This is a genomic window from Desulfosporosinus youngiae DSM 17734 (genome assembly GCF_000244895.1).
Taxonomy (GTDB): Bacteria; Bacillota; Desulfitobacteriia; order Desulfitobacteriales; family Desulfitobacteriaceae; genus Desulfosporosinus; species Desulfosporosinus youngiae.
Window position 1 is genome coordinate 4675147 of sequence record NZ_CM001441.1, and the last position, 20564, is coordinate 4695710.

Annotated in this window: 21 protein-coding genes; 2 read left to right on the forward strand and 19 right to left on the reverse strand. The window is 45.3% G+C overall.

The window, feature by feature from the left end:
• The 9 genes from fabD to DESYODRAFT_RS21665 all read right to left on the reverse strand — a co-directional run bounded on the left by fabD (nt 1) and on the right by DESYODRAFT_RS21665 (nt 7765).
• Nucleotides 1-939, reverse strand: a complete 939-nt coding sequence (gene fabD, locus DESYODRAFT_RS21630; RefSeq protein ID WP_007786356.1) for an ACP S-malonyltransferase — start codon at nt 937-939, stop codon at nt 1-3.
• 2 nt (nt 940-941) lie between these two features.
• Nucleotides 942-1898 (reverse strand): enoyl-[acyl-carrier-protein] reductase FabK, encoded by a 957-nt coding sequence (gene fabK / locus DESYODRAFT_RS21635; protein ID WP_007786358.1) that lies wholly within the window; start codon nt 1896-1898, stop codon nt 942-944.
• Nucleotides 1891-2904: a beta-ketoacyl-ACP synthase III gene (locus DESYODRAFT_RS21640; protein WP_007786359.1), complete on the reverse strand. Its 1014-nt coding sequence runs from the start codon at nt 2902-2904 to the stop codon at nt 1891-1893. Before DESYODRAFT_RS21640 ends, fabK begins: the two co-directional genes overlap by 8 nt.
• A 37-nt stretch (nt 2905-2941) precedes the next feature.
• Nucleotides 2942-3925: a phosphate acyltransferase PlsX gene (plsX, locus tag DESYODRAFT_RS21645; RefSeq protein WP_007786361.1), complete on the reverse strand. Its 984-nt coding sequence runs from the start codon at nt 3923-3925 to the stop codon at nt 2942-2944.
• Complete coding sequence (gene fapR, locus DESYODRAFT_RS21650; RefSeq protein ID WP_007786363.1) at nt 3926-4516, reverse strand: transcription factor FapR; 591 nt, start codon at nt 4514-4516, stop codon at nt 3926-3928.
• Between the two features lie 290 nt (nt 4517-4806).
• Complete coding sequence (rpmF, locus tag DESYODRAFT_RS27655) at nt 4807-4986, reverse strand: 50S ribosomal protein L32 (protein WP_007786364.1); 180 nt, start codon at nt 4984-4986, stop codon at nt 4807-4809.
• 32 nt (nt 4987-5018) lie between these two features.
• Nucleotides 5019-5528: a YceD family protein gene (locus DESYODRAFT_RS21655; protein WP_042339979.1), complete on the reverse strand. Its 510-nt coding sequence runs from the start codon at nt 5526-5528 to the stop codon at nt 5019-5021.
• Between the two features lie 111 nt (nt 5529-5639).
• Nucleotides 5640-6833, reverse strand: coding sequence for an acetate/propionate family kinase (locus tag DESYODRAFT_RS21660; RefSeq protein WP_007786368.1), 1194 nt, complete (start codon nt 6831-6833; stop codon nt 5640-5642).
• Nucleotides 6834-7000: 167 nt separating this feature from the next.
• Entirely contained in the window at nt 7001-7765 is a 765-nt protein-coding gene (locus tag DESYODRAFT_RS21665; protein ID WP_007786370.1) for a patatin-like phospholipase family protein, read from the reverse strand.
• Between the two features lie 72 nt (nt 7766-7837).
• Between DESYODRAFT_RS21665 and ylbJ the strand changes: the two genes are divergently transcribed.
• Nucleotides 7838-8989, forward strand: coding sequence for a sporulation integral membrane protein YlbJ (gene ylbJ, locus DESYODRAFT_RS21670; protein ID WP_007786372.1), 1152 nt, complete (start codon nt 7838-7840; stop codon nt 8987-8989).
• 76 nt (nt 8990-9065) lie between these two features.
• Here the strand turns inward: ylbJ and DESYODRAFT_RS21675 are convergent, their stop codons facing one another.
• Entirely contained in the window at nt 9066-9560 is a 495-nt protein-coding gene (locus tag DESYODRAFT_RS21675; protein WP_007786374.1) for a hypothetical protein, read from the reverse strand.
• Nucleotides 9561-9577: 17 nt separating this feature from the next.
• The gene (rsmD, locus tag DESYODRAFT_RS21680; protein WP_007786376.1) at nt 9578-10129 is read right to left on the reverse strand and encodes a 16S rRNA (guanine(966)-N(2))-methyltransferase RsmD; all 552 of its coding nucleotides are present in this window, start codon (nt 10127-10129) and stop codon (nt 9578-9580) included.
• A 274-nt stretch (nt 10130-10403) separates the two neighbouring features.
• On the opposite strand from rsmD, the gene gpr reads away from it, so the two are divergent.
• Complete coding sequence (gene gpr / locus DESYODRAFT_RS21685) at nt 10404-11390, forward strand: GPR endopeptidase (protein WP_007786380.1); 987 nt, start codon at nt 10404-10406, stop codon at nt 11388-11390.
• A gap of 75 nt (nt 11391-11465) precedes the next feature.
• Here the strand turns inward: gpr and DESYODRAFT_RS21690 are convergent, their stop codons facing one another.
• From DESYODRAFT_RS21690 to DESYODRAFT_RS21725, 8 genes are all read right to left on the reverse strand, one after another.
• Entirely contained in the window at nt 11466-11594 is a 129-nt protein-coding gene (locus DESYODRAFT_RS21690; protein WP_042338967.1) for a small, acid-soluble spore protein, alpha/beta type, read from the reverse strand.
• 139 nt (nt 11595-11733) lie between these two features.
• A complete protein-coding gene (locus tag DESYODRAFT_RS21695) occupies nt 11734-12495 on the reverse strand; it encodes an AAA family ATPase (protein WP_042338969.1) in 762 nt (253 codons plus the stop codon).
• A gap of 2 nt (nt 12496-12497) precedes the next feature.
• Nucleotides 12498-14954: an ATP-dependent DNA helicase RecG gene (gene recG / locus DESYODRAFT_RS21700; RefSeq protein WP_007786384.1), complete on the reverse strand. Its 2457-nt coding sequence runs from the start codon at nt 14952-14954 to the stop codon at nt 12498-12500.
• Nucleotides 14951-15814, reverse strand: coding sequence for an L-serine ammonia-lyase, iron-sulfur-dependent, subunit alpha (gene sdaAA, locus DESYODRAFT_RS21705; RefSeq protein WP_007786385.1), 864 nt, complete (start codon nt 15812-15814; stop codon nt 14951-14953). The genes recG and sdaAA overlap by 4 nt, the downstream gene beginning before the upstream one ends.
• Before the next feature lie 14 nt (nt 15815-15828).
• A complete protein-coding gene (sdaAB, locus tag DESYODRAFT_RS21710) occupies nt 15829-16497 on the reverse strand; it encodes an L-serine ammonia-lyase, iron-sulfur-dependent subunit beta (protein ID WP_007786387.1) in 669 nt (222 codons plus the stop codon).
• 51 nt (nt 16498-16548) lie between these two features.
• Nucleotides 16549-18207 carry a DAK2 domain-containing protein gene (locus DESYODRAFT_RS21715; RefSeq protein ID WP_042339981.1) on the reverse strand — a complete coding sequence of 553 codons (1659 nt, stop codon included), beginning with the start codon at nt 18205-18207 and terminating at the stop codon, nt 16549-16551.
• A 45-nt stretch (nt 18208-18252) separates the two neighbouring features.
• A complete protein-coding gene (locus tag DESYODRAFT_RS21720) occupies nt 18253-18609 on the reverse strand; it encodes an Asp23/Gls24 family envelope stress response protein (protein WP_007786391.1) in 357 nt (118 codons plus the stop codon).
• Between the two features lie 231 nt (nt 18610-18840).
• Nucleotides 18841-20523, reverse strand: coding sequence for an IS1634 family transposase (locus DESYODRAFT_RS21725; protein ID WP_007782527.1), 1683 nt, complete (start codon nt 20521-20523; stop codon nt 18841-18843).
• Nucleotides 20524-20564: the final 41 nt, after the last annotated feature.

Sequence of the window (20564 nt, forward strand, 5' to 3'; positions counted from 1 at the left end):
TTAACGACTCTCCTTCAAATATGCAAGTGACTTTTCCAAAGACGCCTTATCTTCTACGCGGAGGAGGCTGGCATGGGGAGCTATTTTCTTAACTAAACCGGTTAAGACCTTCCCGGGTCCGCACTCAACGAAGGTATCCACACCTAGTTCGAGAAGATGACGAACAGACTGTTCCCAGAGAACTGCATTACTGACTTGATCGACCAAAGCTTGAACCGTTCGTTCTGAGGAGCTGACCTCTTTTCCGTCAACGTTGGCAATCACAGGACAACGCGGAGTTTGCCACAAGACTCTCTCTAAAACCTGGCGCAGCTCTTCTCCCATTTTCTCCATCAGACTGGAGTGAAAGGGCCCGCTCACCATAAGAGGAACTGCACGTTTTGCCCCTAATTTTTTGGCTTCTTCTATCGCACGATCTACAGCACGTTTTTCACCGGAAATAACCACTTGTCCCGGACAATTATAATTTGCCGGGGCTACGATACCTTGCCCGGATGCTTGACGACAAGCTTCTTCCACCAGATCCATTGAGAGTCCAAGGATCGCAGCCATCCCGCCCTCACCGTTGGGAACTGCTCCTTCCATAAGCTCTCCCCGGGATCTTACCACGCGTAAAGCCTCTGCGAAATCAAGACTGCCTGCGGCTACATGGGCAGAATATTCCCCCAGGCTATGCCCGGCAACATAATCCGCTTCAATCCCAGCATCCCTGAGCTGCTGCCAAGCCACTACACTGACCAGCAAGATGGCCGGCTGGGTATTTACTGTCTTTTGAAGTTCTTCTGCCGGCCCCTCTTCGATCAACGAGATAAATTCGCTTCCCAGGATCTCACGTGCTGTCTCCCGAGTTCTTTCTCCACTGGGAGTCTGAAAAAGTTCTTTTCCCATTCCCACATACTGAGATCCCTGACCTGGAAAAACAAAAGCAAGTTTAGCCAAGCTTAGGCCCTCCTATCCCTAAACCGTGCAGAGAGACGCTCATATTCCCGTTCTGCGGATTGCATAATGTCCTTTATTATCCGGGCTGCAGGTTCAATACAATTAACTGCTCCAGCCACTTGACCCGCCATAATCGAACCATTTTCAGTATCCCCTTCTACCATGGCTAAGCGCAATTTTCCAACACCCATTTTCTCAAGTTCCTCAGCCGCCATCCCTTCCCGCTCATATTGATCCATTTCACGGGTAAAGCGATTATCTAAACAGCGAACGGGATGACCCGTTGAACGTCCTGTGATGACAGTTGAGCGGTCTTTAGCTTTAAGAATTCTATCTTTAATGAGCGGAGAAATTGTACATTCTTCCGCACACATAAAACGTGTACCTATTTGTACTCCTTCAGCTCCCAGGGCTAACGCTGCCACCAGCCCCCGGCCATCCACGATTCCTCCGGCTGCAATCACCGGGATGTTCACTGCATCAACTACTTGAGGAACGAGGGGTAAGGTTCCGATTTCACCGATATGCCCGCCCGACTCCATTCCTTCCGCAATGAGCGCATCAACCCCGGCCTTTTCCAGGCGTTTGGCCAGAGCAACCGAGGCCACCACCGGTATCACCTTAGTTCCGATTTCTTTAAGCTTCGGCACATATTTCCCGGGATTTCCGGCCCCAGTTGTGATTACAGGCACACGTTCCTCAAGAATCACCTGCATGACTTCCTCAACAAACGGGGACATGAGCATGACATTAACTCCAAATGGCTTTTTTGTGATCGCTTTGACCTTGTGGATTTCTTGACGCAGCCAATCTGCCGGAGCTTGTCCTGAACCGATAATTCCTAATCCTCCGCTATCCGAGACCGCCGCCACCAATTCCCCCGTTGAAACCCAAGCCATACCACCTTGGAAAATAGGGTATTCAATTCCTATCAAGTCACATATTCTCGTTTTAATCATCCATTTTTCCCACTTTCGTCCATTTCAAAACACATGCTCCCCAAGTTAATCCCGTACCAAATCCAACCATCACGATAATATCCCCCTCATTTATACGTCCGGCTTTGAACGTCTCATCTAAAGCGACTGGAATAGACGCGGCGGACATATTGCCATACTTGTCTAAGTTTACAATCACTTTATCCGGAGAAATACGAAGTCTCTTAACAGCTGCATCAACGATTCGAATATTGGCCTGATGTGGGATTAGAAGATCCACATCGTCTTTTGACAAACCGGCCTTCTCCAGAACTTTGACTGAAACATCTCCCATAACCCGGACCGCGAATTTATACACTTCCTTCCCTTCCATCTGAAGGGTATGCAGGTTTTTCTCAACCGTCTCCAAACTTGCCGGATATTTTGACCCCCCGGCCGGCTGACTGAGCAAAGAACCACCGGAACCATCGGAGCCTAATTCGAAACTTAAAAACCCGAAACCATCTTTCACCGGCTGCAAAACTGCCGCCCCGGCCCCATCCCCAAACAGGATACAAGTTGAGCGGTCTTGCCAATTAAGGACCTTGCTTAAGGTTTCTCCGCCGATAACGAGCACGGTTTTGTACAAACCTGTCGCAACAAACTGACTGCCGGTCACCACTCCATAAATAAAACCGGTGCACCCCGCTTCTAAATCAAAAGCCCCTGCATTTCTGGCCCCTAAGCGGTCAGCCACGAGACAAGCAGTTGCCGGGAAGGCGTAATCCGGTGTTATGGTGGCAACAATAACCAGATCGACCTCTTCAGGAGAGATCTGAGCATCTTCTAAGGCCTTTAATCCTGCTTGGTAACATAATTCCGAGACAGGCATGTCCTTAGGGACAATATGACGCTGCCTGATTCCGGTACGCGAAATTATCCATTCATCATTGGTGTCCAAAAATTGTTCCATATCCTTATTGGTCATAATGTTTTCCGGAACGTATGACCCTATTCCCACAATACCCACACTACGCACACTAGGCATTTGTCGCAGTCCTCTTTTCTAACTAAGTTAACAAACTTTACTTAAGCAGATCCTGTCGAATCTGATCGATCAAACGCACTTGCACACATTCCCGGGCTACCCGGATCGCATTCAAAATCGCCTTGGATTTTGAACTTCCATGACAAATGATGCTGATTCCATTAACTCCAAGCAATGGCGCTCCACCATATTCTGCATAGTCCATCATTCGGGCAATCTCTTTTAAACCCGGTTTGATAGCCAGGGCACCCAGCTTACGAACCATGTTTGAAGTAATCTTTTCCTTAATCTGGTCAAACAATACTCCAGCCAGTCCTTCGGCGGTTTTCAGAAGAATATTTCCCGCAAAACCGTCGCAAACAACCACATCGGCACGTCCATAGGGAACATCACGGCCCTCCACGTTGCCGATAAAATTAATCGGAGCTTCCTTCAGCAAAGGATAAGCCTTTTGGGTCAGTTCATTTCCTTTACCTTCTTCACTTCCTACGTTCAGCAGGCCTACGCGAGGATTGGAAATCCCTAAGATCTTGGTTGCATAGATACTGCCCATTAGCGCATACTGACAAAGCTGTGCGGGCGTGGCATCCATGTTTGCTCCTACATCAAGAATAAGTTTTCCGCCTTCTGAGGTTGGCAGGATGGTAACAATCGCCGGACGTTCAATTCCCTTGATCCGCCCTAATCCTAAAAGTGCTGCCGCCATTTGGGCTCCGGTACTTCCGGCACTTACAACAGCATCAGCCTCTCCTTGCTTTACTAATCTGGTTGCCACGACTATGGAGGAATCCTTCTTTTTACGCACCGCATTGGCTGGATGTTCGTCCATCTCTATAACCTCAGACGCTTCAAAGATTGACACGTTTTTAGGCAGCGATCCGGCTAAAAAGGGTTCAATCCGTTCTTTACGCCCTACCAGTATGAGCTGAACATCCGGACTCGTTTCCGCAGACATCAGCGTCCCTTTGATGATCTCCTCCGGAGCAAAATCCCCGCCCATTGCATCCACTGCAATTCTCATCTACTCCTCCATCTCCCTTTCCCTTATAGCTGTAACGTCCTCCATCGCAAAAAGAATCCAATCTCCCCGAAGCACTTCCTCCGCGCCGACACTCACTGATATCTGAACCCAATATTTGTTTTGTTTTCGCTTAAGAACGGTTCCTTTAGCGATCACAACTTCACCTAATTGAACAGGTCTTTTGAATTTCAACCCAACACTTCCCGTTAAGGCTATGGGAGCATCTACTAAGGAAATAGCAAGAGAATTAGCCTGAGCAAACAGATAATGACCACGAGCCACTCTGGCTTTTGCCAAAACCATACTCTCATCAATCACCAGCCTTGAGCAAGCTCTCTCACCAATAACAAGTTCGAGCAACTCTCCGATAAGTTCCTGATCATCTAAGGCCTTCAGCGTCGAATAGGCTTCTTGAGCAACTGCACGGGTTCGTTCCCGAAGTTCAGGAATTCCAAGTTCTCCCCGATCCAAACGAATGGTTGATACACTAACTTTAAACTGTTCGGAAAGCTCCTCGTCAGTAAAAAACGGATTCTCGGAAAGTGCTTCTCCTAATCGTTTGCGGCGTTCTTCTTTACTATATCGAGTCATCTATATCACCATTTCTCACCTTGCATTTTCTAAGTTCTAAGCGCCTTGTACTAACCTTCTAATATTTGATCACTAAAGTGAGTTACAAGCCCCAGGTTCGAACTTCGTGCATCGCACTTCGCGCCTCGCTTTATGACCTGGTCACAATTATAAACTATCTCAGGACGCTTATCAAGAAATAACCATGTCGAATGCCAATGAAATAAGACTATTTGCCAGCTAAAGCAATTAAGACAATAAGAAAAAGACAAAGAACTCTAAAGTCCTTTGTCTTTTTCTTATTGCAAAGCTTATGATTCAATAGCAATAACTGCCTTAGAATTATAAAACCCACAACTAGGGCAAATATAATGCGGCATCTTTGGTTTATGGCATTGAGGGCATTCGATGTGGTTTGGTGCAGTTAGTTTCCACATAGCCCGACGTTTACGAACCCTTGATTTTGATTGTCGATGTTGCGGAACACCCATAATTACACCCCCTTTATGTTTTCTGAACTTAATCAGTCATTGGATTGCCACTTGGCCAGTGCTGCTAACCGGGGGTCAATTGTTCCCTCCCCACAATTACATGGGGCAAGATTTCTATTCGCACCACAGTTTGGGCATAGCCCTTGACACTCTACTGAACAAGTAAACTTCATCGGTAAAGCCAACACAATTTGTTCAAAGATGCGATCTTTGATATCGATTTCATCTTTGTCTAAAAGGAGTGCCGTCTCAAGGAGATCTTCTGTCGCCAGCCATCGGAATGCCCATTCATCTTCATAGGGAAGATCCAAAGTATAGACGAAGGGTTCTAAACAGCGTCCACACGTTGCATTTAGTTTCGTGTGAATAGTCCCTTTGACCAGCATTGCTTTACGGGTGTTATTTACCTGAAGCTGCACGTGTACCGGTGCTTGAAATGAGAGGTCGTCAATTCCCAAATCGAAGGCCGAAAAATCCTCCACCAAATCATAATGGACGGTTTCTCCACCGCTAAGACGAACCTGGGCTACATTCACTTTCATAATACCACCCCAATACACATTCATTATTATAGTTGGCACATTTTTCTTTGTCAAGGAAAACTCTTTACACATTTAGGTTTTTCCCTGGTAAGGACAATTTACAAATGGCCCCTACCGGATTAAATCATTGGTTTCCAGAGCAATCATCAGTTCCTCATTGGTCGGAATGATGAGAACCCGACAGCGGGCATTGGGTTTGGAAACATCCACTTCTTCGCTTCTGACCTTATTCTTTTCAATATCGAGATCCACACCGATATATTCCAGATTATTGCAAATACCTTCCCGCATGCTGGCAGAGTTTTCTCCGACTCCGGCTGTGAATATGATTCCATCAACTCCGCCTAATACTGCGGCATAGGAGCCGATAAACTGCCGGACATCGTGCTCAAAAATATCTAAAGCGAGCTGTGCACGGGCATTTCCTTGTGCCGCGGCCACTTCAATGTCTCTGAAATCACTGCTTATCCCCGAAACCCCTAAAGCGCCACATTTTTTGTTCAGAAAATCATTCATTTGATCAACCGTAAGATTTTCTTTGTTCATGATATAGGTAACAATCGCCGGATCCAAAGCTCCTGAGCGTGTTCCCATCATAAGACCGTCCAAGGGAGTAAAGCCCATGGAAGTTTCAATTGATTTTCCCCCACGGATGGCACAAATCGAAGCACCGTTTCCTAAGTGACAGCTAATAAGCTTCAACTCACTTAGTGGCCTCTGGAGAAGAACAGCTGCACGTTGACTGACATATTTATGAGATGTCCCATGGAAACCATATTTTCGAATTCCATACGTTTGATAGTACTCATAGGGTAATCCATAAATATAGCTTTTAGGCTGCATCGTTTGATGAAATGCTGTGTCAAAGACCGCTACCTGTGGAACTCCAGGCATCATCGTTTGGCAAGCCTTAATCCCTGCGATATTGGGCGGATTGTGAAGAGGGGCTAGTTCTACGCATTCCTCCAGTGCTTCCATAACAGGGTCATCGATCAGTACGGATTTTGAAAATTTTTCTCCCCCGTGAACGACGCGATGCCCTACTCCACAGATTTCCTTTAAATCTTCAATAGTACCGTAGTGAGGAGAAACTAAGGCTTCCAGCACGAGTTTGATAGCCACAGTATGATCGGGGATCTCAGCCGTAATAACTTCTTTTGCTCCGGATTTGGTACGGTGAGTAAGGACTGAACCCGCAAGCCCTATCCTTTCTACTAAACCCTTGCCAATGGCGTTTTTCGTAGCCATGTCAATAACTTGATATTTCAGGGAAGAGCTTCCACAGTTGATAACAAGAATCTTCATTTTTATATACCCCTTTATAATTTTCCGCTCTCAAAGCAGCCTATAAGTATTAATGACTATAGTCTTTCCCGAAAAACGGATTTCAATTGATCTATAGTTCCACATCTTTCCAGGAACTATTTGTTTCATTAAAAAGTGTAGCATAAAATACAGGGTTTTTTAACCCCTTACGCCATTATTCTCTTAATCTCAGAACATTTGGTCAACGCAATCTCCCGGCCAAGCCGGATTCCTTCTTCAGCTTTGTCAAACTGAAGACTTCCGATATGTCCAATATCCGGCTGAATAAGCAGATCCGCCCCATGACAATTGGCACGAAAAACTTCATCTTCCAGAATTTCGATGGATTGCAATAAGATGTCCATGGCACTATTAAGCTTATTCACCATTCCTTTTTTAACGTCGATTGCTAAAACCTTCTCCGCGCCCATTTCCCGGGCAATATGTATCGGCAAACGATTTTTAACGGCACCATCAACAAGGAGCCTGTCTTGATAACGATAAGGCTTGAAAAATCCCGGGATCGAAATACTAGCCCGAACTGCTTGTGCTACACTCCCCTCACGAAATACCACAAGCTCACCTGTTTGGATATCTGTCGCTACGATAGCTAAAGGAATTTTCAGATCAGCAAATGACATATCTTTGGTTAAAAGGCGTATCACTTCAAGGATTCTGTCTCCTTTGATCAGTCCCTTTTTAGAAACGGCAGGGTCCAATACTTTCTTAGCAAAGCCCGGATAGGTTAAGAGACGCTCGATACGATAAAGATCCATTCCGGCACACCACAAAGCACCGAATATAGCCCCTGCACTACATCCGACCACAACATCCATACTTATCCTTTGTTCCTCCATTACTTGGAGAAATCCTAAATGAGCAAATCCCCGCGCACCTCCCGCACCCAAAACAAGTCCTTTTTTTGGATTCATTGAGTTTTCCCTCCCCACGACTTCTAGGGTCCGGCATTCTTCCATATAAATTATGAAGGAAGGTGTATATTCATGTTCAATGTGGCTCGTGTTCTTACTTTGAGCTTCCTGGCCCTGGCAATGTTTATCTATCCCCAGGAAGTACTTAGTTCTGCTGCAGAAGGATTGACCTTATGGTGGCGTTTTGTTCTCCCTGCCTTGCTTCCTTTTTTTATTCTTTCCGAACTCCTGATGACCTCAGGGTTTGTTCATTTTCTCGGTGTCCTTCTTGAATCATTTATGCGCCCGGTTTTCCGGCTTCCCGGCAAAGCCGCTTTCGTTGTGGCAATGGGTTATACTTCCGGATTTCCCATGGGAGCAGTACTAACCGCACGGCTTCGCAATGACGGAGAAATAACCCGTGAAGAAGGGGAACGTCTCTTAGCCTTTACGAATAACCCCAGTCCAGGGTTTATGTTCGGTGCTGTGGCATCCGGCATGCTTGGAAAACCATCGCTGGGAATATTATTGGCCGGCTCTGTCTATCTTGCTAACTTAATCGTTGGCTTCCTCTTCCGATTCTACCGGGTTACATCCGTCTCCCAACAAAGTTCCTCTTTCCCTTCATTCAGGCGGGCCTGGCAAGAAATGAAAAATGCCCAAAACCGAGACAGACGCACCTTCGGTCAAGTTCTCGGGGATGCCATCAAGCAAAGCACTAATACTGTCTTAATGGTGGCCGGCTTTATGGCTTTTTTCGCTGTCATTTTGAGACTATTAAACCTTTGGCACATTACATTCCTATTAGCGAGTCTTAGCCATCATATTATTCAAATCATTCCGGTCTCGGTTTTCCAAGCGCTTTTTAATGGAATTTTTGAAATGACCTTAGGTTGCCAGGAAGCGATCCAAGCCCTGTTTTTGCTCGATCAACAAGTAGCCCTCCTGGCTTTGCTCATGGGCTGGGGCGGACTTTCAGTCTTTGCTCAAGTTGCCGGTCTGATCAGCGGCACAGACTTGCGCTTCTCCTCATTTTTAATAGCCAGAACACTGCATGCCATTATAGCACTTGGACTAAGTCAAGTTTTTCTCATGATTGCTAAAGTCCCCACCTCGAACCAACTTGTTCAAATTTCGGAAACCCCTGTGTTTTTCTGGAACACTTGGCACTTAAGCTCCTTAGTATTTATGGGGTGCCTATCCATCCTCGCCGTCCTCGCTTTAGTTAGAGTTCGTCATTCCTAGACTCACTCATTAACATTTCTACCCATTTATCCGATTTTCCAGTCCTCTGCCCTAAATTAAGAAAAAAGAGTGAGATTTACTCACTCTCCACATTTTCGGACTTACCGCTTCGGTCCTCTCTGGCTAATCCTTTTAATTCTTCCCGGTTTTTGCGCAAAGCCTGTAAAGTTTCATACAAGCTCTGTTCTACATGTTGAAGCATTTCGTCTGCGTATTGAACTGCCCCGGTCTTTACTTCCCGGGCAAAGGTTTGGGCTTGCCTGACCATATCTTCTCCATAATCTTGAGCTTGTTTAACCACTTCATTTTCTAAAGCCATCTTATCAACATAAACTTTCCCTTGCTCCATGAGTTTTTGAGCTTCCGCCTGAGCTTCATCAAGTATACGCTGGCGTTCTTTCAAAACCCATTTGGCATTGGTAATTTCTTCAGGCAAGGCCGCTCGCACGCGATCCAGTAATTCAAAAATTACGGCGTCATCCACTAAAACCTTTCCCGTCATCGGGATTTTAGTTCCATGATCTACAATTTCTTCTATTTCATTGATTAAACCCTGAATATCAGTTTCCATTTATATCCTCTCCCTCGTCATACATCCATTCTCTGTAGGTACCATACTTTTGTGTCTCCGTATTCTCCTGTTTTACGAATTTCAAACGGATAAATATCACCTGTTAATTCTTCATCTTTAGCCGTCTCAGCGACGATCACGCCATCAGGAGTCAAATATGAGTATTCCTTTAAGGTCTGGAGAACCTTTTGAATCAGTTCCTGTCGATAAGGGGGATCCAAAAAAATCAGGTCAAAAACTTCATTGGGGTATCTATGTATATACTGAAAAGCATCCATTAAAAAGAGTCTGGATTTTTGGTTAACCCCAAGCTGCTGCAGGTTTTTCTGTATAACTTGAAAGGCATTGTGACTCTTTTCCACCAACACTGCTTCACAAGAGCCTCGGGAAAGGGCTTCTATGGCCAAGTTTCCTGTCCCGGCAAAGAGGTCTAATACACGCGAATCTAAGACCTTGTCCCCTAAAACATTAAAAATAGCACCTTTGACTTTATCCGAAGTTGGGCGGGTATGCATTCCTTCAACCGCCTTTAGTTGCCGACCACGCATTTCTCCTGCAATAATACGCATAAACCCTCCACGTTACATTATAACAGAGCAAAAAAATTTAATCCATTTTTTATTCTATAGTATACCACAGGAAATCCCTAAATTCCTTGTATATCCTAGTATATCGTTTCGGATTTTGTCATATACTAGACTCGGCAATGATGACATAATCATCGAGTGCCCTTCCCCCATCTAGCTCTTCCTTCGTTTTTCCTCTGTTCACTGGGAGCTTTTCATAGCCCCAGTGACTTTTTTACACTATCCCAACAAATTAGGGTTAAAGGAGTATCATAGTTTGAAGAAATTAGAACTTTATCAGCAGCTTAATGTTCAACTGGATTTAGCCGTTGAGGCTCATCAGCTCCTGCGGGGAGAAAGCGGAGAGGAAATTCCTGGTGTCCTGATGAACGAACAAGAACACGAACATGCTAAGGTCACCATTATCACGGTTGAAACTGACGAAGGGGCCGAAGCAATCGGCAAACCGAAAGGACAATACATAACCATAGATGCTCCTGAAATCCGGACGAATAATTATGTCGTACATGAGGAAATCACTCATGTACTGGCAGATAGATTAGTTGATCTAATGAATCTTAAAGAAGATGCCAGCATTTTAATCGTAGGATTAGGAAACTGGAATGCTACGCCGGACGCTTTGGGACCCCAGGTCGTTGACAAAACGATGGTGACCCGCCATTTATACCAACTCTCTCCTGATGAATTAAAAGGGCAATTGAGAAAAATCAGTGCTATTGCACCTGGTGTATTGGGACTCACCGGAATCGAAACTGCCGAGATCATCCGAGGGCTTGTTGAACACGTTAAGCCTGATCTGGTCATTGCCATTGATGCCCTGGCCGCAGGTTCCCTGGAACGTATCGGGACAAGCATTCAACTTGCCGATACCGGCATTCATCCAGGCTCAGGGGTTGGCAACCGGAGGGCCGGGATTACTGAAGAAACATTAGGCTGCAAAGTAATTGCCATCGGGCTTCCAACCGTTGTTAATGCCGGAGTTATTGCCCACGATGCGGTCGAAGGAGTATTCAAAGAATTCGTCACCAGCCCCAAACTCTATCAGCTTTATAAAGGGATAAAACCTGAAGTATTCAGTCAAATTATTGATGATGTGCTGTCTCCGTTCCAAGGAAATTTGATGGTTACACCGAAAGAAATTGACTCTCTGATCAAAACCGTAGCTAAAATAATCGCCGGAGCCTTGGCGATCAGCTTGCATCCGGGAATTGATCGGGAAGATTATGAGAGATATTTACAATAAGTTTCATCGTTAATCATACGTCATTAAGGTAAGGAAGGAGAGGGCAGGTTGTTACCTGACCCTCTCCTTTTTGGGTTATTGCTGCGGTGAATTGGGAAAACTCTTATGTTTTCGGTTAGCAATCCCAATTTCTTGAGCGACTTCATACTTGAATTTTTCTAATTCGGGTGTCAGTTGAACCATAGGTTGAGTTGACTTAGCCAAAGCTTACCCCTCCTTAGATTTTTATAGAGACAGCAGACCTGCTTCGCTGCTGTCAGCTAAGTTAATTCCTCTTTAATGTGTTATTATTATTGACATTATGACTGAGTTGATACTCGGCAATTCCTGGTTAACCTCCCAATCATTTTAAATCTTCCATTAGTATCGCTAACATCTTCTTCGTGTTATTCAGAAAAACTTTCATTATTTGATAATGTTCTGTTTCTTCATACTTTACAGACTCAAAGCCTTCTTGTATTTCATAGATACATGCCTGAGGATAGGCCATTATGATGGGGGAATGAGTAGCAATAATAAACTGGGACCCTTGTCCGACCAGTTCATGTATTCTCGCAATCATGGACATTTGTCGCGAAGGAGATAGGGCGGCTTCCGGCTCGTCAAGAATGTAAATTCCGTTACCTCGGAATTTGTTTTGAAAAACAGCAAAAAAAGACTCTCCGTGGGATTGTTCATGTAGAGAACGCCCCCCATAGGAATTGATTAAAGGCGGTCCAAAGGAAGGTGCTGAATCCAATTCGTCGATATTCGTCGCTAAATTATAAAAGCTCTCCGCTCGCAGAAAAAAACCATCCCCAGGTTTTTTCAACCCTTTGACCAGTCTTATATAGTTATTTAACCGGGAATGAGTAGCTTTCGATGAAAAATTAAAATTTTTTGTTCCTCCTTCGGGATTAAAGCCATAAGCAACTGCTATCGCTTCCAGTATCGTCGACTTCCCGGAGCCATTTTCTCCTACGATAAAGGTCACTTGGGGATGAAATGACAAAATCTCCAAATTCCTTATTGCCGCCAAATTGAAAGGATATTCCAAGAATGAGGGAACCTCTGCTCGGTTCAAGGTGAGTGATCTTATGAACTGATCCATTCTTCTCGATCCCATCTCTAATTTACCCCAATCCTCTCCGGTGGAAATCTCTTCTGTACTTCTTTCCAAAGCAATTCATACTTCTCCGGATTTCGCAACGCTTCCTGGGCCGTCTGATAGGCCTTTTCAACAAGCTGCCCGTCCCGGGAGAGGTCCGCAAGACGTAATTCAGCTAAACCATGCTGCCTGGTTCCTAATAACTCCCCTGTCCCGCGCAGGCGCATATCCTCTTCCGCAATTTTAAAGCCATCCTCCGTTTGACACAAAATGTCCAAGCGTCTGCTATTGGCGTTTCCTGTCATCAAAAAACAGTAAGATTGCTCACTCCCCCGCCCTACTCGTCCTCTTAATTGATGTAATTGGGCAAGACCGAAGCGCTCTGCCGATTCAATCACCATAACTGAAGCATTGGGAACGTTCACCCCGACTTCCACCACAGTCGTGGCAACCAGAATATCGATATCTCCCCCATTAAAAGCCTTCATAATCCCTTCTTTTTCCGGGCCCTTCATTTTTCCGTGCAAAAGGGCGACACGATGGTTGGGAAATCTCACTTGCAAGTCAGACGCCCGCTGAGTCGCAGAGATGATATCCAAGGTTTCTGATTCATCAACTAATGGGCAGACAACGTAAATCTGCCTGCCTAGATTGATTTGCTCGTCTAGGAATTTTTCCATTTTCGGGCGAGTACGTTCTGTCAATTTGCGGGTGATGATTGGTTTTCGCCCTGCCGGCATTTCATCAAGAACAGAGAGCTGCAAATCTCCGTAAAGGGTTAACGCCAGGGTTCGTGGAATGGGGGTAGCCGTGAGAACCAAAACATGAGGGTTCTTTCCCTTGCCTTGCAGCATGGTTCGCTGACGCACACCAAAGCGATGCTGCTCATCCGTCACCGCAAGGCCCAATGCTTTAAACACCACCCCTTCCTGAATCAAGGCATGGGTTCCTACAACAACCTGAGCCTGTCCCTCTGCAATCATCGCTAAGGCACTCTCCCGCAGGCCTTTACTCTGACTGCCCAATAAACAAACGACCGTAATTCCCAGAGGAGTGAACACTTTCTCAAGAGATTGATAATGCTGTAATGCTAAAATTTCCGTAGGTGCCATCATAGCACCTTGGTAACCTGAGCCAACTGCCCGCAGCAGAGCAGCCATGGCAACCGCAGTTTTACCTGATCCCACGTCCCCCTGGACCAAGCGGGCCATTCCTTGCGGTTTAGCCATATCCTGAAATATTTCTTGAATCACTCGTTGCTGAGCCTTAGTTAATTGAAACGGCAGACCCCTGTAAAAACTCTGGATCAGCTCCTCCCCGCCCAACAGAGAAGGACTGCCAAGCCGCACCATTCCCTGGCGTAGTCCGGCAACTGCTAATTGCAAAAAGAGAACTTCTTCCCAAACCAATCGATCCCTCGCTAACCTAAGATTGGCATAGTTCCTGGGAAAATGGATCTCCCGATGAGCACTGGGACGATCCATCCATCCTCTCAAAACCTCCGGCGGCAAGATCTCCGGAAACTCTCCCTCCACCTGTCCTATAATACCTTGGATTAAATTGCGTATTACTTTTGTAGATAAGCGTGCTGTTTCTGAATAAATCGGCAAAATCGTTTGGCTGCTAAATTCACAGTCATTAGCCGGCAAATTTGTACTTGCTTTTTCAATATCTGTCGCTAAAATTTCAGGAATCTGCTGCTGCCAGCGAACCTTACCGGTAATGACGACTTGTGTTCCGACTGGATATTGTTTGAGAACAAAGGTTTGGTTAAACCAAGTAGCCTGGATTAAGCGACCGGCTTGTTCAATGCTCAACTTGATCACTTTCATTTTACCACTGGTCACATGCCCTGCTACTACTTTGCCTTCGATGGTTGCCAGTTCTCCGTCTTTCAACTCTGCTATCATTCGCTTGCGGCGATCTTCATAGCGGCGAGGATAATATTGCAGCAAGTCTTGAATAGTATGGATTCCAAGCTGTTCAAGCTGTTTGGCTCTTTCCGGCCCAACCCCTTTAAGGTATTGCAAAGGCCTGGTCCGCGAAGAATGATCTTTGCTTTTGGGACGTTTGGAATTTAGCGCCTCTTTGTGTTCTTGGAAACTATGACGGTTATCTATTTGATCTAAGTTTCTATCCGATCCCTCTTGTTGCTTCGGACTTTTTTGAGCGTCTGTTATTGATCCGCTCCGGGTGAAGATGTCCTGTGCTTCAAGATTAATTTCCTGCATAAAGCGGCGAATTTCCGAAAAGGCTTCTCTGCGGCGAAGGGGGCTGAAGGCAGAATAGTTCTGAGCCAGTTCTCTCAGCAAATCCAGATCCTTACCCGGAAAAAGCTGTTCCAACCGGGGAAGAATCCCTCGCAAAAAGATATTGAATCCTCCTAATACCCCCGCATTCGTAAATCCCTGTTTCTCTTCCGCTAAAAGAGCCCGCTGAAAATTGCTTAAAACTATTTGGACCTGAGAATGCTTCATAGAAAATCAGCCTGGATTCGTCGTCCCGTTGAGCTAACAGCCAGACCACCTTGGGCAGTTTCTTTCAGAGTACACGGCATTTGTTTCCCAATCTGGCCCATTGTATCAATAACCTCATCGATCGGGATCACACTCTTCACTCCGGAAAGCGCCATTTCGGCCGCCGACAAAGCAATGGTTGCCGCAGTTGCATTTCGTTTAACACAGGGCACCTCGACAAGCCCGCCTACAGGATCACAGACTAAACCGAGCATTGATTTCATGGCAATCGCGGCAGCATCAGCCGTCTGCCTCGGCGATCCTCCAGCCAATTCCACGGCCGCAGCAGCCGCCATTGCCGCTGCTGAGCCAATTTCCGCCTGACATCCACCTTCAGCACCAGAAACGCTGGCCCGTTCCGCAAGAATCATCCCTAATCCTGCAGCTGTAAAAAGCGCAAGCAGAAGGTCCCGTTCTGAAACTTGATGATTCTCTTCAACGGTCAATAATACCGCAGGCAGTACCCCACAGGAACCAGCCGTCGGCGCAGCCACAATTTTACCCATACAGGCGTTAATCTCGGCCACCGCAAGCGCCTTAGCGATAACACCACTCATTATTTCGCCGGCCAAGCTGGCCCCCATTTTTCGATGACTCTCAACTTTAGCCGCGTCTCCACCGACCAAACCGGATAAGGAACGTCGTTTTCCGATTAAACCAGCTTCTACAGACTCTCTCATCACCTTTAAGTTCGCCCTCATTCGTTCGAACAGTGCTTCCTCAGTCTGTTCCAGCTCTTCCATTTGATCTTGCAGTACGACTTCACTGAGCTTCAGTTCGTTTGCTTCAGCCAGAATAACCCAATCTTCATAGGCGCGCATGTGTTACCTCCTAATCATAAAGGCTCAATAGCCATCGCTTGCTCAATTCTAGGTAGTTTTCGCATTAAATCCAGAACGGCTTCATCAATTGTTTGATCTGTTTCTAAAACCATCAGGGCTTGAGCTCCCCTTTTTTCACGTGAAACCCGCATACTGGCTATATTGATTTGAGCCGTTGCCAGGAGAAGAGTCACTTGAGCCACCAATCCCGGAAGATCCTGATGCAAGATGACTAAGGTTGGGTAATCCCCCCGGATTTCCACTTCAAAGTCATTGATCTTATGTATAACAATGGTCCCTCCTCCAGTTGACGAACCAATTACCTGAGCACGTCCACCCGATTTTCCGACTAAATCAAACTTTACGGTGTTAGGATGAACCTCACCGAGATCGACAGACTCATAATCAATGCTTAGTCCCTGTTCCTTTGCCAGTTTAGGAGCATCCGGTATCCGTTCATCATCAGGAAACATTCCTAATAGCCCTGCCAGCAATGCCAGATCTGTTCCATGTCCCTTCCCTGTTTTTGCAAAGGAGCCGTGCAGTGAAATCGTTCCTTTAACAGGTTCTTCTCCTAATATCTTTCTGGCCATTCCTCCCAAGCGAACCGCACCAGCTGTGTGTGAACTGGACGGACCAACCATAATCGGCCCCAGAAGATCAAATACATTACTCTTTCCCACGATGTTCCCCCCTATAAGCAAAAAACCTCCGGAATAATTCCGGAGGTTAACCTATTCCACACCAAAGATATAATAGTAGAGCGGTTGCCTACCGGGATGAACCTCAACTTCGACACTTGGATTCTCTTCCCGAAGCCAATCCTGGAGACGTTCAACCTCTTCAAGTTTTGTGTCTTCACCGTAAAATATTGTAACCAGATCGTGGGTTTTCCATTCCATTTTGTCCAAGGTTGATTGTGCTACTTCATGTAAGGATTTTCCCGTTGTAACTATTACATCTTCTACTAATCCTAATAGGTCTCCGTCCGAAATGGTCAAATCCCCATACTGGGAATCCCGGACCGCATAAGTTACTTCTCCTGAGCAAACACCACTTAGCCCTCGCTCCATAGTTTGAATATTCCCCTCAGCATCTCCCTCACTATTAAAGCTCAGTAAGGCAGAAATCCCTTGGGGTATGGATTTACTGGGAATTACATGCACCTGGCGTTCCGATACCACATCTTTAACCTGACGAGCGGCCATGACAATATTACCGTTGTTCGGCAAAATAAACACTTGTTTTGCCGGAACCTTACGGACTGCTGCTGCAAGATCCTCCGTGCTGGGATTCATGGTTTGGCCGCCAAATACAACTTCATCCGCACCTAAGCTGATAAAGACATCCGCAATTCCCTGTCCCATGGCTACGGCTACCACGCCGAACTCTTTTAAGGGTTGAGAAGGATTTTCAGACGTTTTTTCTTTCATAGCATGAGCCATATTTTCGTTTTGTTCTAACATATTATGAATTTGCACTTCGTGAAGCGAGCCCCACTGTATCGCGTAATCCAGGATTTTGCCCGGATTCTTGACATGAACATGAATCTTCACCACTTCGGGAGTTCCTACAACCAGCAGGCAGTCCCCGCGATCGAGCAAATCCTGTTTCATCTGTTCAACACGCAAATCCGTTCCCTTAACTAAAAACTCCGTACAATAAGGATAATCAAGGCTTTCGACTTGCAAAAATTCTTCTTGTTTAAGTTCGACAGACTTATGAATGTGCTGCTCTGGCGAACTTTCTCCATCGCTGATGGTATCTGAAGTTAAGGTTTCTCCCGTTAATGCTGAGATCCATCCGCCTAATATAACGAGGAAACCCTGCCCGCCTGCATCCACTACTCCCGCTTGTTTCAGCACCGGCAACATATCTGGTGTTTTTGCCAAGCTTTTAAAGCCCTTTTCCTGGGCTTCTTGAAGAGTTTCCAGCAAAGATCCGCCACTCTTGGCCGCGGCTAAGGCTGCCCGCGCTGTCTCCTTCGAAACCGTCAGGATCGTACCCTCTACAGGTTTCATAACTGCTTTATAAGCTGTATCTACTCCCGCTTGCAAAGCTTGGGCGACCTGAAGAGAATTGGCCGTCTGCAATCCTTCCAACCCCTTGGCAATACCTCGCAAGAGCTGTGAAAGTATAACCCCTGAATTACCGCGAGCACCCATTAAGGAACCCATCGAAGCTGCGGCCGCCACTTCTCCGATCGATTGGCTCGATATCTTTTCCGCATCCCTTGCCGCAGACTGAATCGTCAAAAACATATTCGTCCCTGTATCACCATCCGGTACTGGAAAAACGTTCAGGGCATCCACATCGTGTTTCTTTAATTCCAGGGCCTTCGCCCCCGACACCATCATTTGTTTCCATAGCTGTCCATCTAAAACACTTGCCATCTTCGTAGCTGCTGGTCTCAAAACCGTATCCCCCTAATCTTTCGCCTACTCTAAAACGCGAACCCCTTTTACGTTCACATTCACTTGGGACACGTTTAATCCCGTGAGCTTCTCAGTTGTATAACGAACGCGTTCCATAACACTAGCGGCGACTTCAGAAATCTTAACCCCATATCCAACGATAATATAAAGATCTATCACAACTTCATTGTCTTTAACTGTGACCACCACACCCCGGGCCAAATTCTCCCGTCCCAGCAAATCGGCAACTCCATCTGTAATTTTGCGTGAGGCCATACCGACCAAACCGTAACACTCGACCGCTGTAGCACCTGCTATCGTGGAAATGACTTCTTCAGAGATTTCAATTTTGCCCAAATGATTAATAATTTCTTTTCCCATAAAAGGACCCTCCCCTTCCGGTATCGTCCACGTTGAACTTATTCTACCAAGGAAATGCTAAATGTTCAAAGAAAAACTTAAATTTTTTTAGGAATACTCCTTTTTTTAATGTAATAACCCCTAAAACCAAGGATTTAGCCTAGAATTTAAGCAAGCTTGAAAGGATTTCAACTGGGATTCAACCATAAATTAAGCTAAAAGCCCACACGATGCGGATTTCCGAAAAAATTTCTAGACTACATCTGGCAGTCCGATCTTTTTAATGTCATAGGTATTAAGTAATCGTCGTTGGTCTTTACCAATCGTCGTCAAGGAATATCTTTTTTCTCCAGTGGGAAGAAGAATTTCTATCAAGCCAATCTTATTTAATTCGCTTAAGATCTTACGTGCCGATTTCTTCACATTCTTCCGATGGGCAATGGTTTCAAGCGCAATAATTGTAAAATAAGCTAATACACAGACATAGATATGTCCTTTGACCCTCGCTTCTTTCCTATGATACATCGGTCGAATATCTAAGTCATTCTTAATGATGCGAAAAGCCGTCTCAACCTTATTTAGGTTTTTGTATATTTTGACAAGCTTCTCGCCCTCGTAACCCTGTTCATTCGTTTGAATGACAAACGTACCGTCCAGACGTTGATCCGATTCTACTTTATCCGATTTTAGACTGTACTCCAAAACAAATCCTAAGGGGCTGTTAGTGTCTTCTTTGCCTTGAACATCAAAATATTTGCCTGTTTTGTTTTGCTTTAAGATCGCGCCGACCTTTTTCATCGCTTCATCGCGTGTCTTAATACGGCTTTTTTTATCCTCAATTAAGGTCTTGTTTAAGGTATTGAGCCCTTCTTTAATAGCCTCTATACAATGATTTCGGTACTCTGTATCATCAGTTCTCTTCTGAGTATTTAGACATAACAGGAACCTTTGACCATCAATGGGAGGCAAAAACCGAACAAAGAGATTGTCCTGAATCTCCTGCATCTGAGTTTCATCGATAGCAATATCTATGAGGTATTTCTTGCTCCAGGCCCTCGGAATCGCCATAACGTATTTCTGTTCCAGGCCGATAATCGCTTTAATATTTTTGTCGCTTAACATTCCTCTATCCCCGACAAAAATGAATTCTTTGATCTGGTAGGTATTCTTTAGTTCCTCCACAATTCTTGGCACAGTCGTTTTATCGGAAGTATTACCCGAGTAGATGTTACATTTAATTGGAAACCCGTCCGGGGTAGTAACTAGGCCGATAACAAGTTGTTCCCGATCACCTCTGTGGTCACGAGAATACCCGTAGTCTGAGATGATACATTGATGACCTTCAAAATAAGAACTGGTAATATCGTAGTAAAGCTCCTGCATGTTCTGGTGGAAAACTAATTTGGCAAAATCATAAAGACACTGCTCTACGACAGGATAATTATCGTTTAAAACCTCAAGAGAACGGTAAATCGTTTGTAGATCAGGGACCTTCTCACCATCGAGAAGAAAATGGCGAACGGGAGTAGCATCGAGCCACTCCGTCAAAGCCAATTTACTATCGGGTTGAATAATACGCTGAAAAATCATGGTCATCAGGCAGGTTAATGCCGTGTCAATCGTAATATGTTTATCCTTTGAAACAAAGTGTTTCTTAAAAAGAGGGAACATCTTAAGTCTTTCAAAGATAGAGTGAATCAAGAAAAAGGAACCATAGGGTACTGCACTCAAAAAATCCACTTTATTAATGTTGGTAAACGAATCAAAATCCTTAGAGAATACAATTTTAAGTTTTTCAGCAATCTCTAGGTCTACACTACCAAAGTATAAAATTCGTTTATGTTTTACCTTGCCGCCTTCGCGGTAAGCCTCAACTAATTCGGCAAAATAATAAGTTTTCCCGCCCTTGGTACGTGGCGTAACTTTTACAAACAAGGTGATCCCTCCTCATAGGTCTACACTACAATTATAAGGGG

Excerpts from the sequence above, each read along its gene's own strand:
- rpmF (WP_007786364.1), bottom strand. The coding sequence starts at position 4,986 with ATGGGTGTTCCGCAACATCGACAATCAAAATCAAGGGTTCGTAAACGT.
- sdaAA (WP_007786385.1), bottom strand. The coding sequence starts at position 15,814 with ATGCGCGCCTATGAAGATTGGGTTATTCTGGCTGAAGCAAACGAACTG.
- DESYODRAFT_RS21715 (WP_042339981.1), bottom strand. The coding sequence starts at position 18,207 with ATGGCAAGTGTTTTAGATGGACAGCTATGGAAACAAATGATGGTGTCG.
- fabK (WP_007786358.1), bottom strand. The coding sequence starts at position 1,898 with ATGATTAAAACGAGAATATGTGACTTGATAGGAATTGAATACCCTATT.
- DESYODRAFT_RS21695 (WP_042338969.1), bottom strand. The coding sequence starts at position 12,495 with ATGGGATCGAGAAGAATGGATCAGTTCATAAGATCACTCACCTTGAAC.
- DESYODRAFT_RS21640 (WP_007786359.1), bottom strand. The coding sequence starts at position 2,904 with ATGCCTAGTGTGCGTAGTGTGGGTATTGTGGGAATAGGGTCATACGTT.
- DESYODRAFT_RS21665 (WP_007786370.1), bottom strand. The coding sequence starts at position 7,765 with ATGAATCCAAAAAAAGGACTTGTTTTGGGTGCGGGAGGTGCGCGGGGA.
- recG (WP_007786384.1), bottom strand. The coding sequence starts at position 14,954 with ATGAAGCATTCTCAGGTCCAAATAGTTTTAAGCAATTTTCAGCGGGCT.
- DESYODRAFT_RS21660 (WP_007786368.1), bottom strand. The coding sequence starts at position 6,833 with ATGAAGATTCTTGTTATCAACTGTGGAAGCTCTTCCCTGAAATATCAA.
- ylbJ (WP_007786372.1), top strand. The coding sequence starts at position 7,838 with ATGTTCAATGTGGCTCGTGTTCTTACTTTGAGCTTCCTGGCCCTGGCA.
- plsX (WP_007786361.1), bottom strand. The coding sequence starts at position 3,925 with ATGAGAATTGCAGTGGATGCAATGGGCGGGGATTTTGCTCCGGAGGAG.
- fapR (WP_007786363.1), bottom strand. The coding sequence starts at position 4,516 with ATGACTCGATATAGTAAAGAAGAACGCCGCAAACGATTAGGAGAAGCA.
- DESYODRAFT_RS21720 (WP_007786391.1), bottom strand. The coding sequence starts at position 18,609 with ATGGGAAAAGAAATTATTAATCATTTGGGCAAAATTGAAATCTCTGAA.
- DESYODRAFT_RS21675 (WP_007786374.1), bottom strand. The coding sequence starts at position 9,560 with ATGGAAACTGATATTCAGGGTTTAATCAATGAAATAGAAGAAATTGTA.
- DESYODRAFT_RS21655 (WP_042339979.1), bottom strand. The coding sequence starts at position 5,528 with ATGAAAGTGAATGTAGCCCAGGTTCGTCTTAGCGGTGGAGAAACCGTC.
- rsmD (WP_007786376.1), bottom strand. The coding sequence starts at position 10,129 with ATGCGTATTATTGCAGGAGAAATGCGTGGTCGGCAACTAAAGGCGGTT.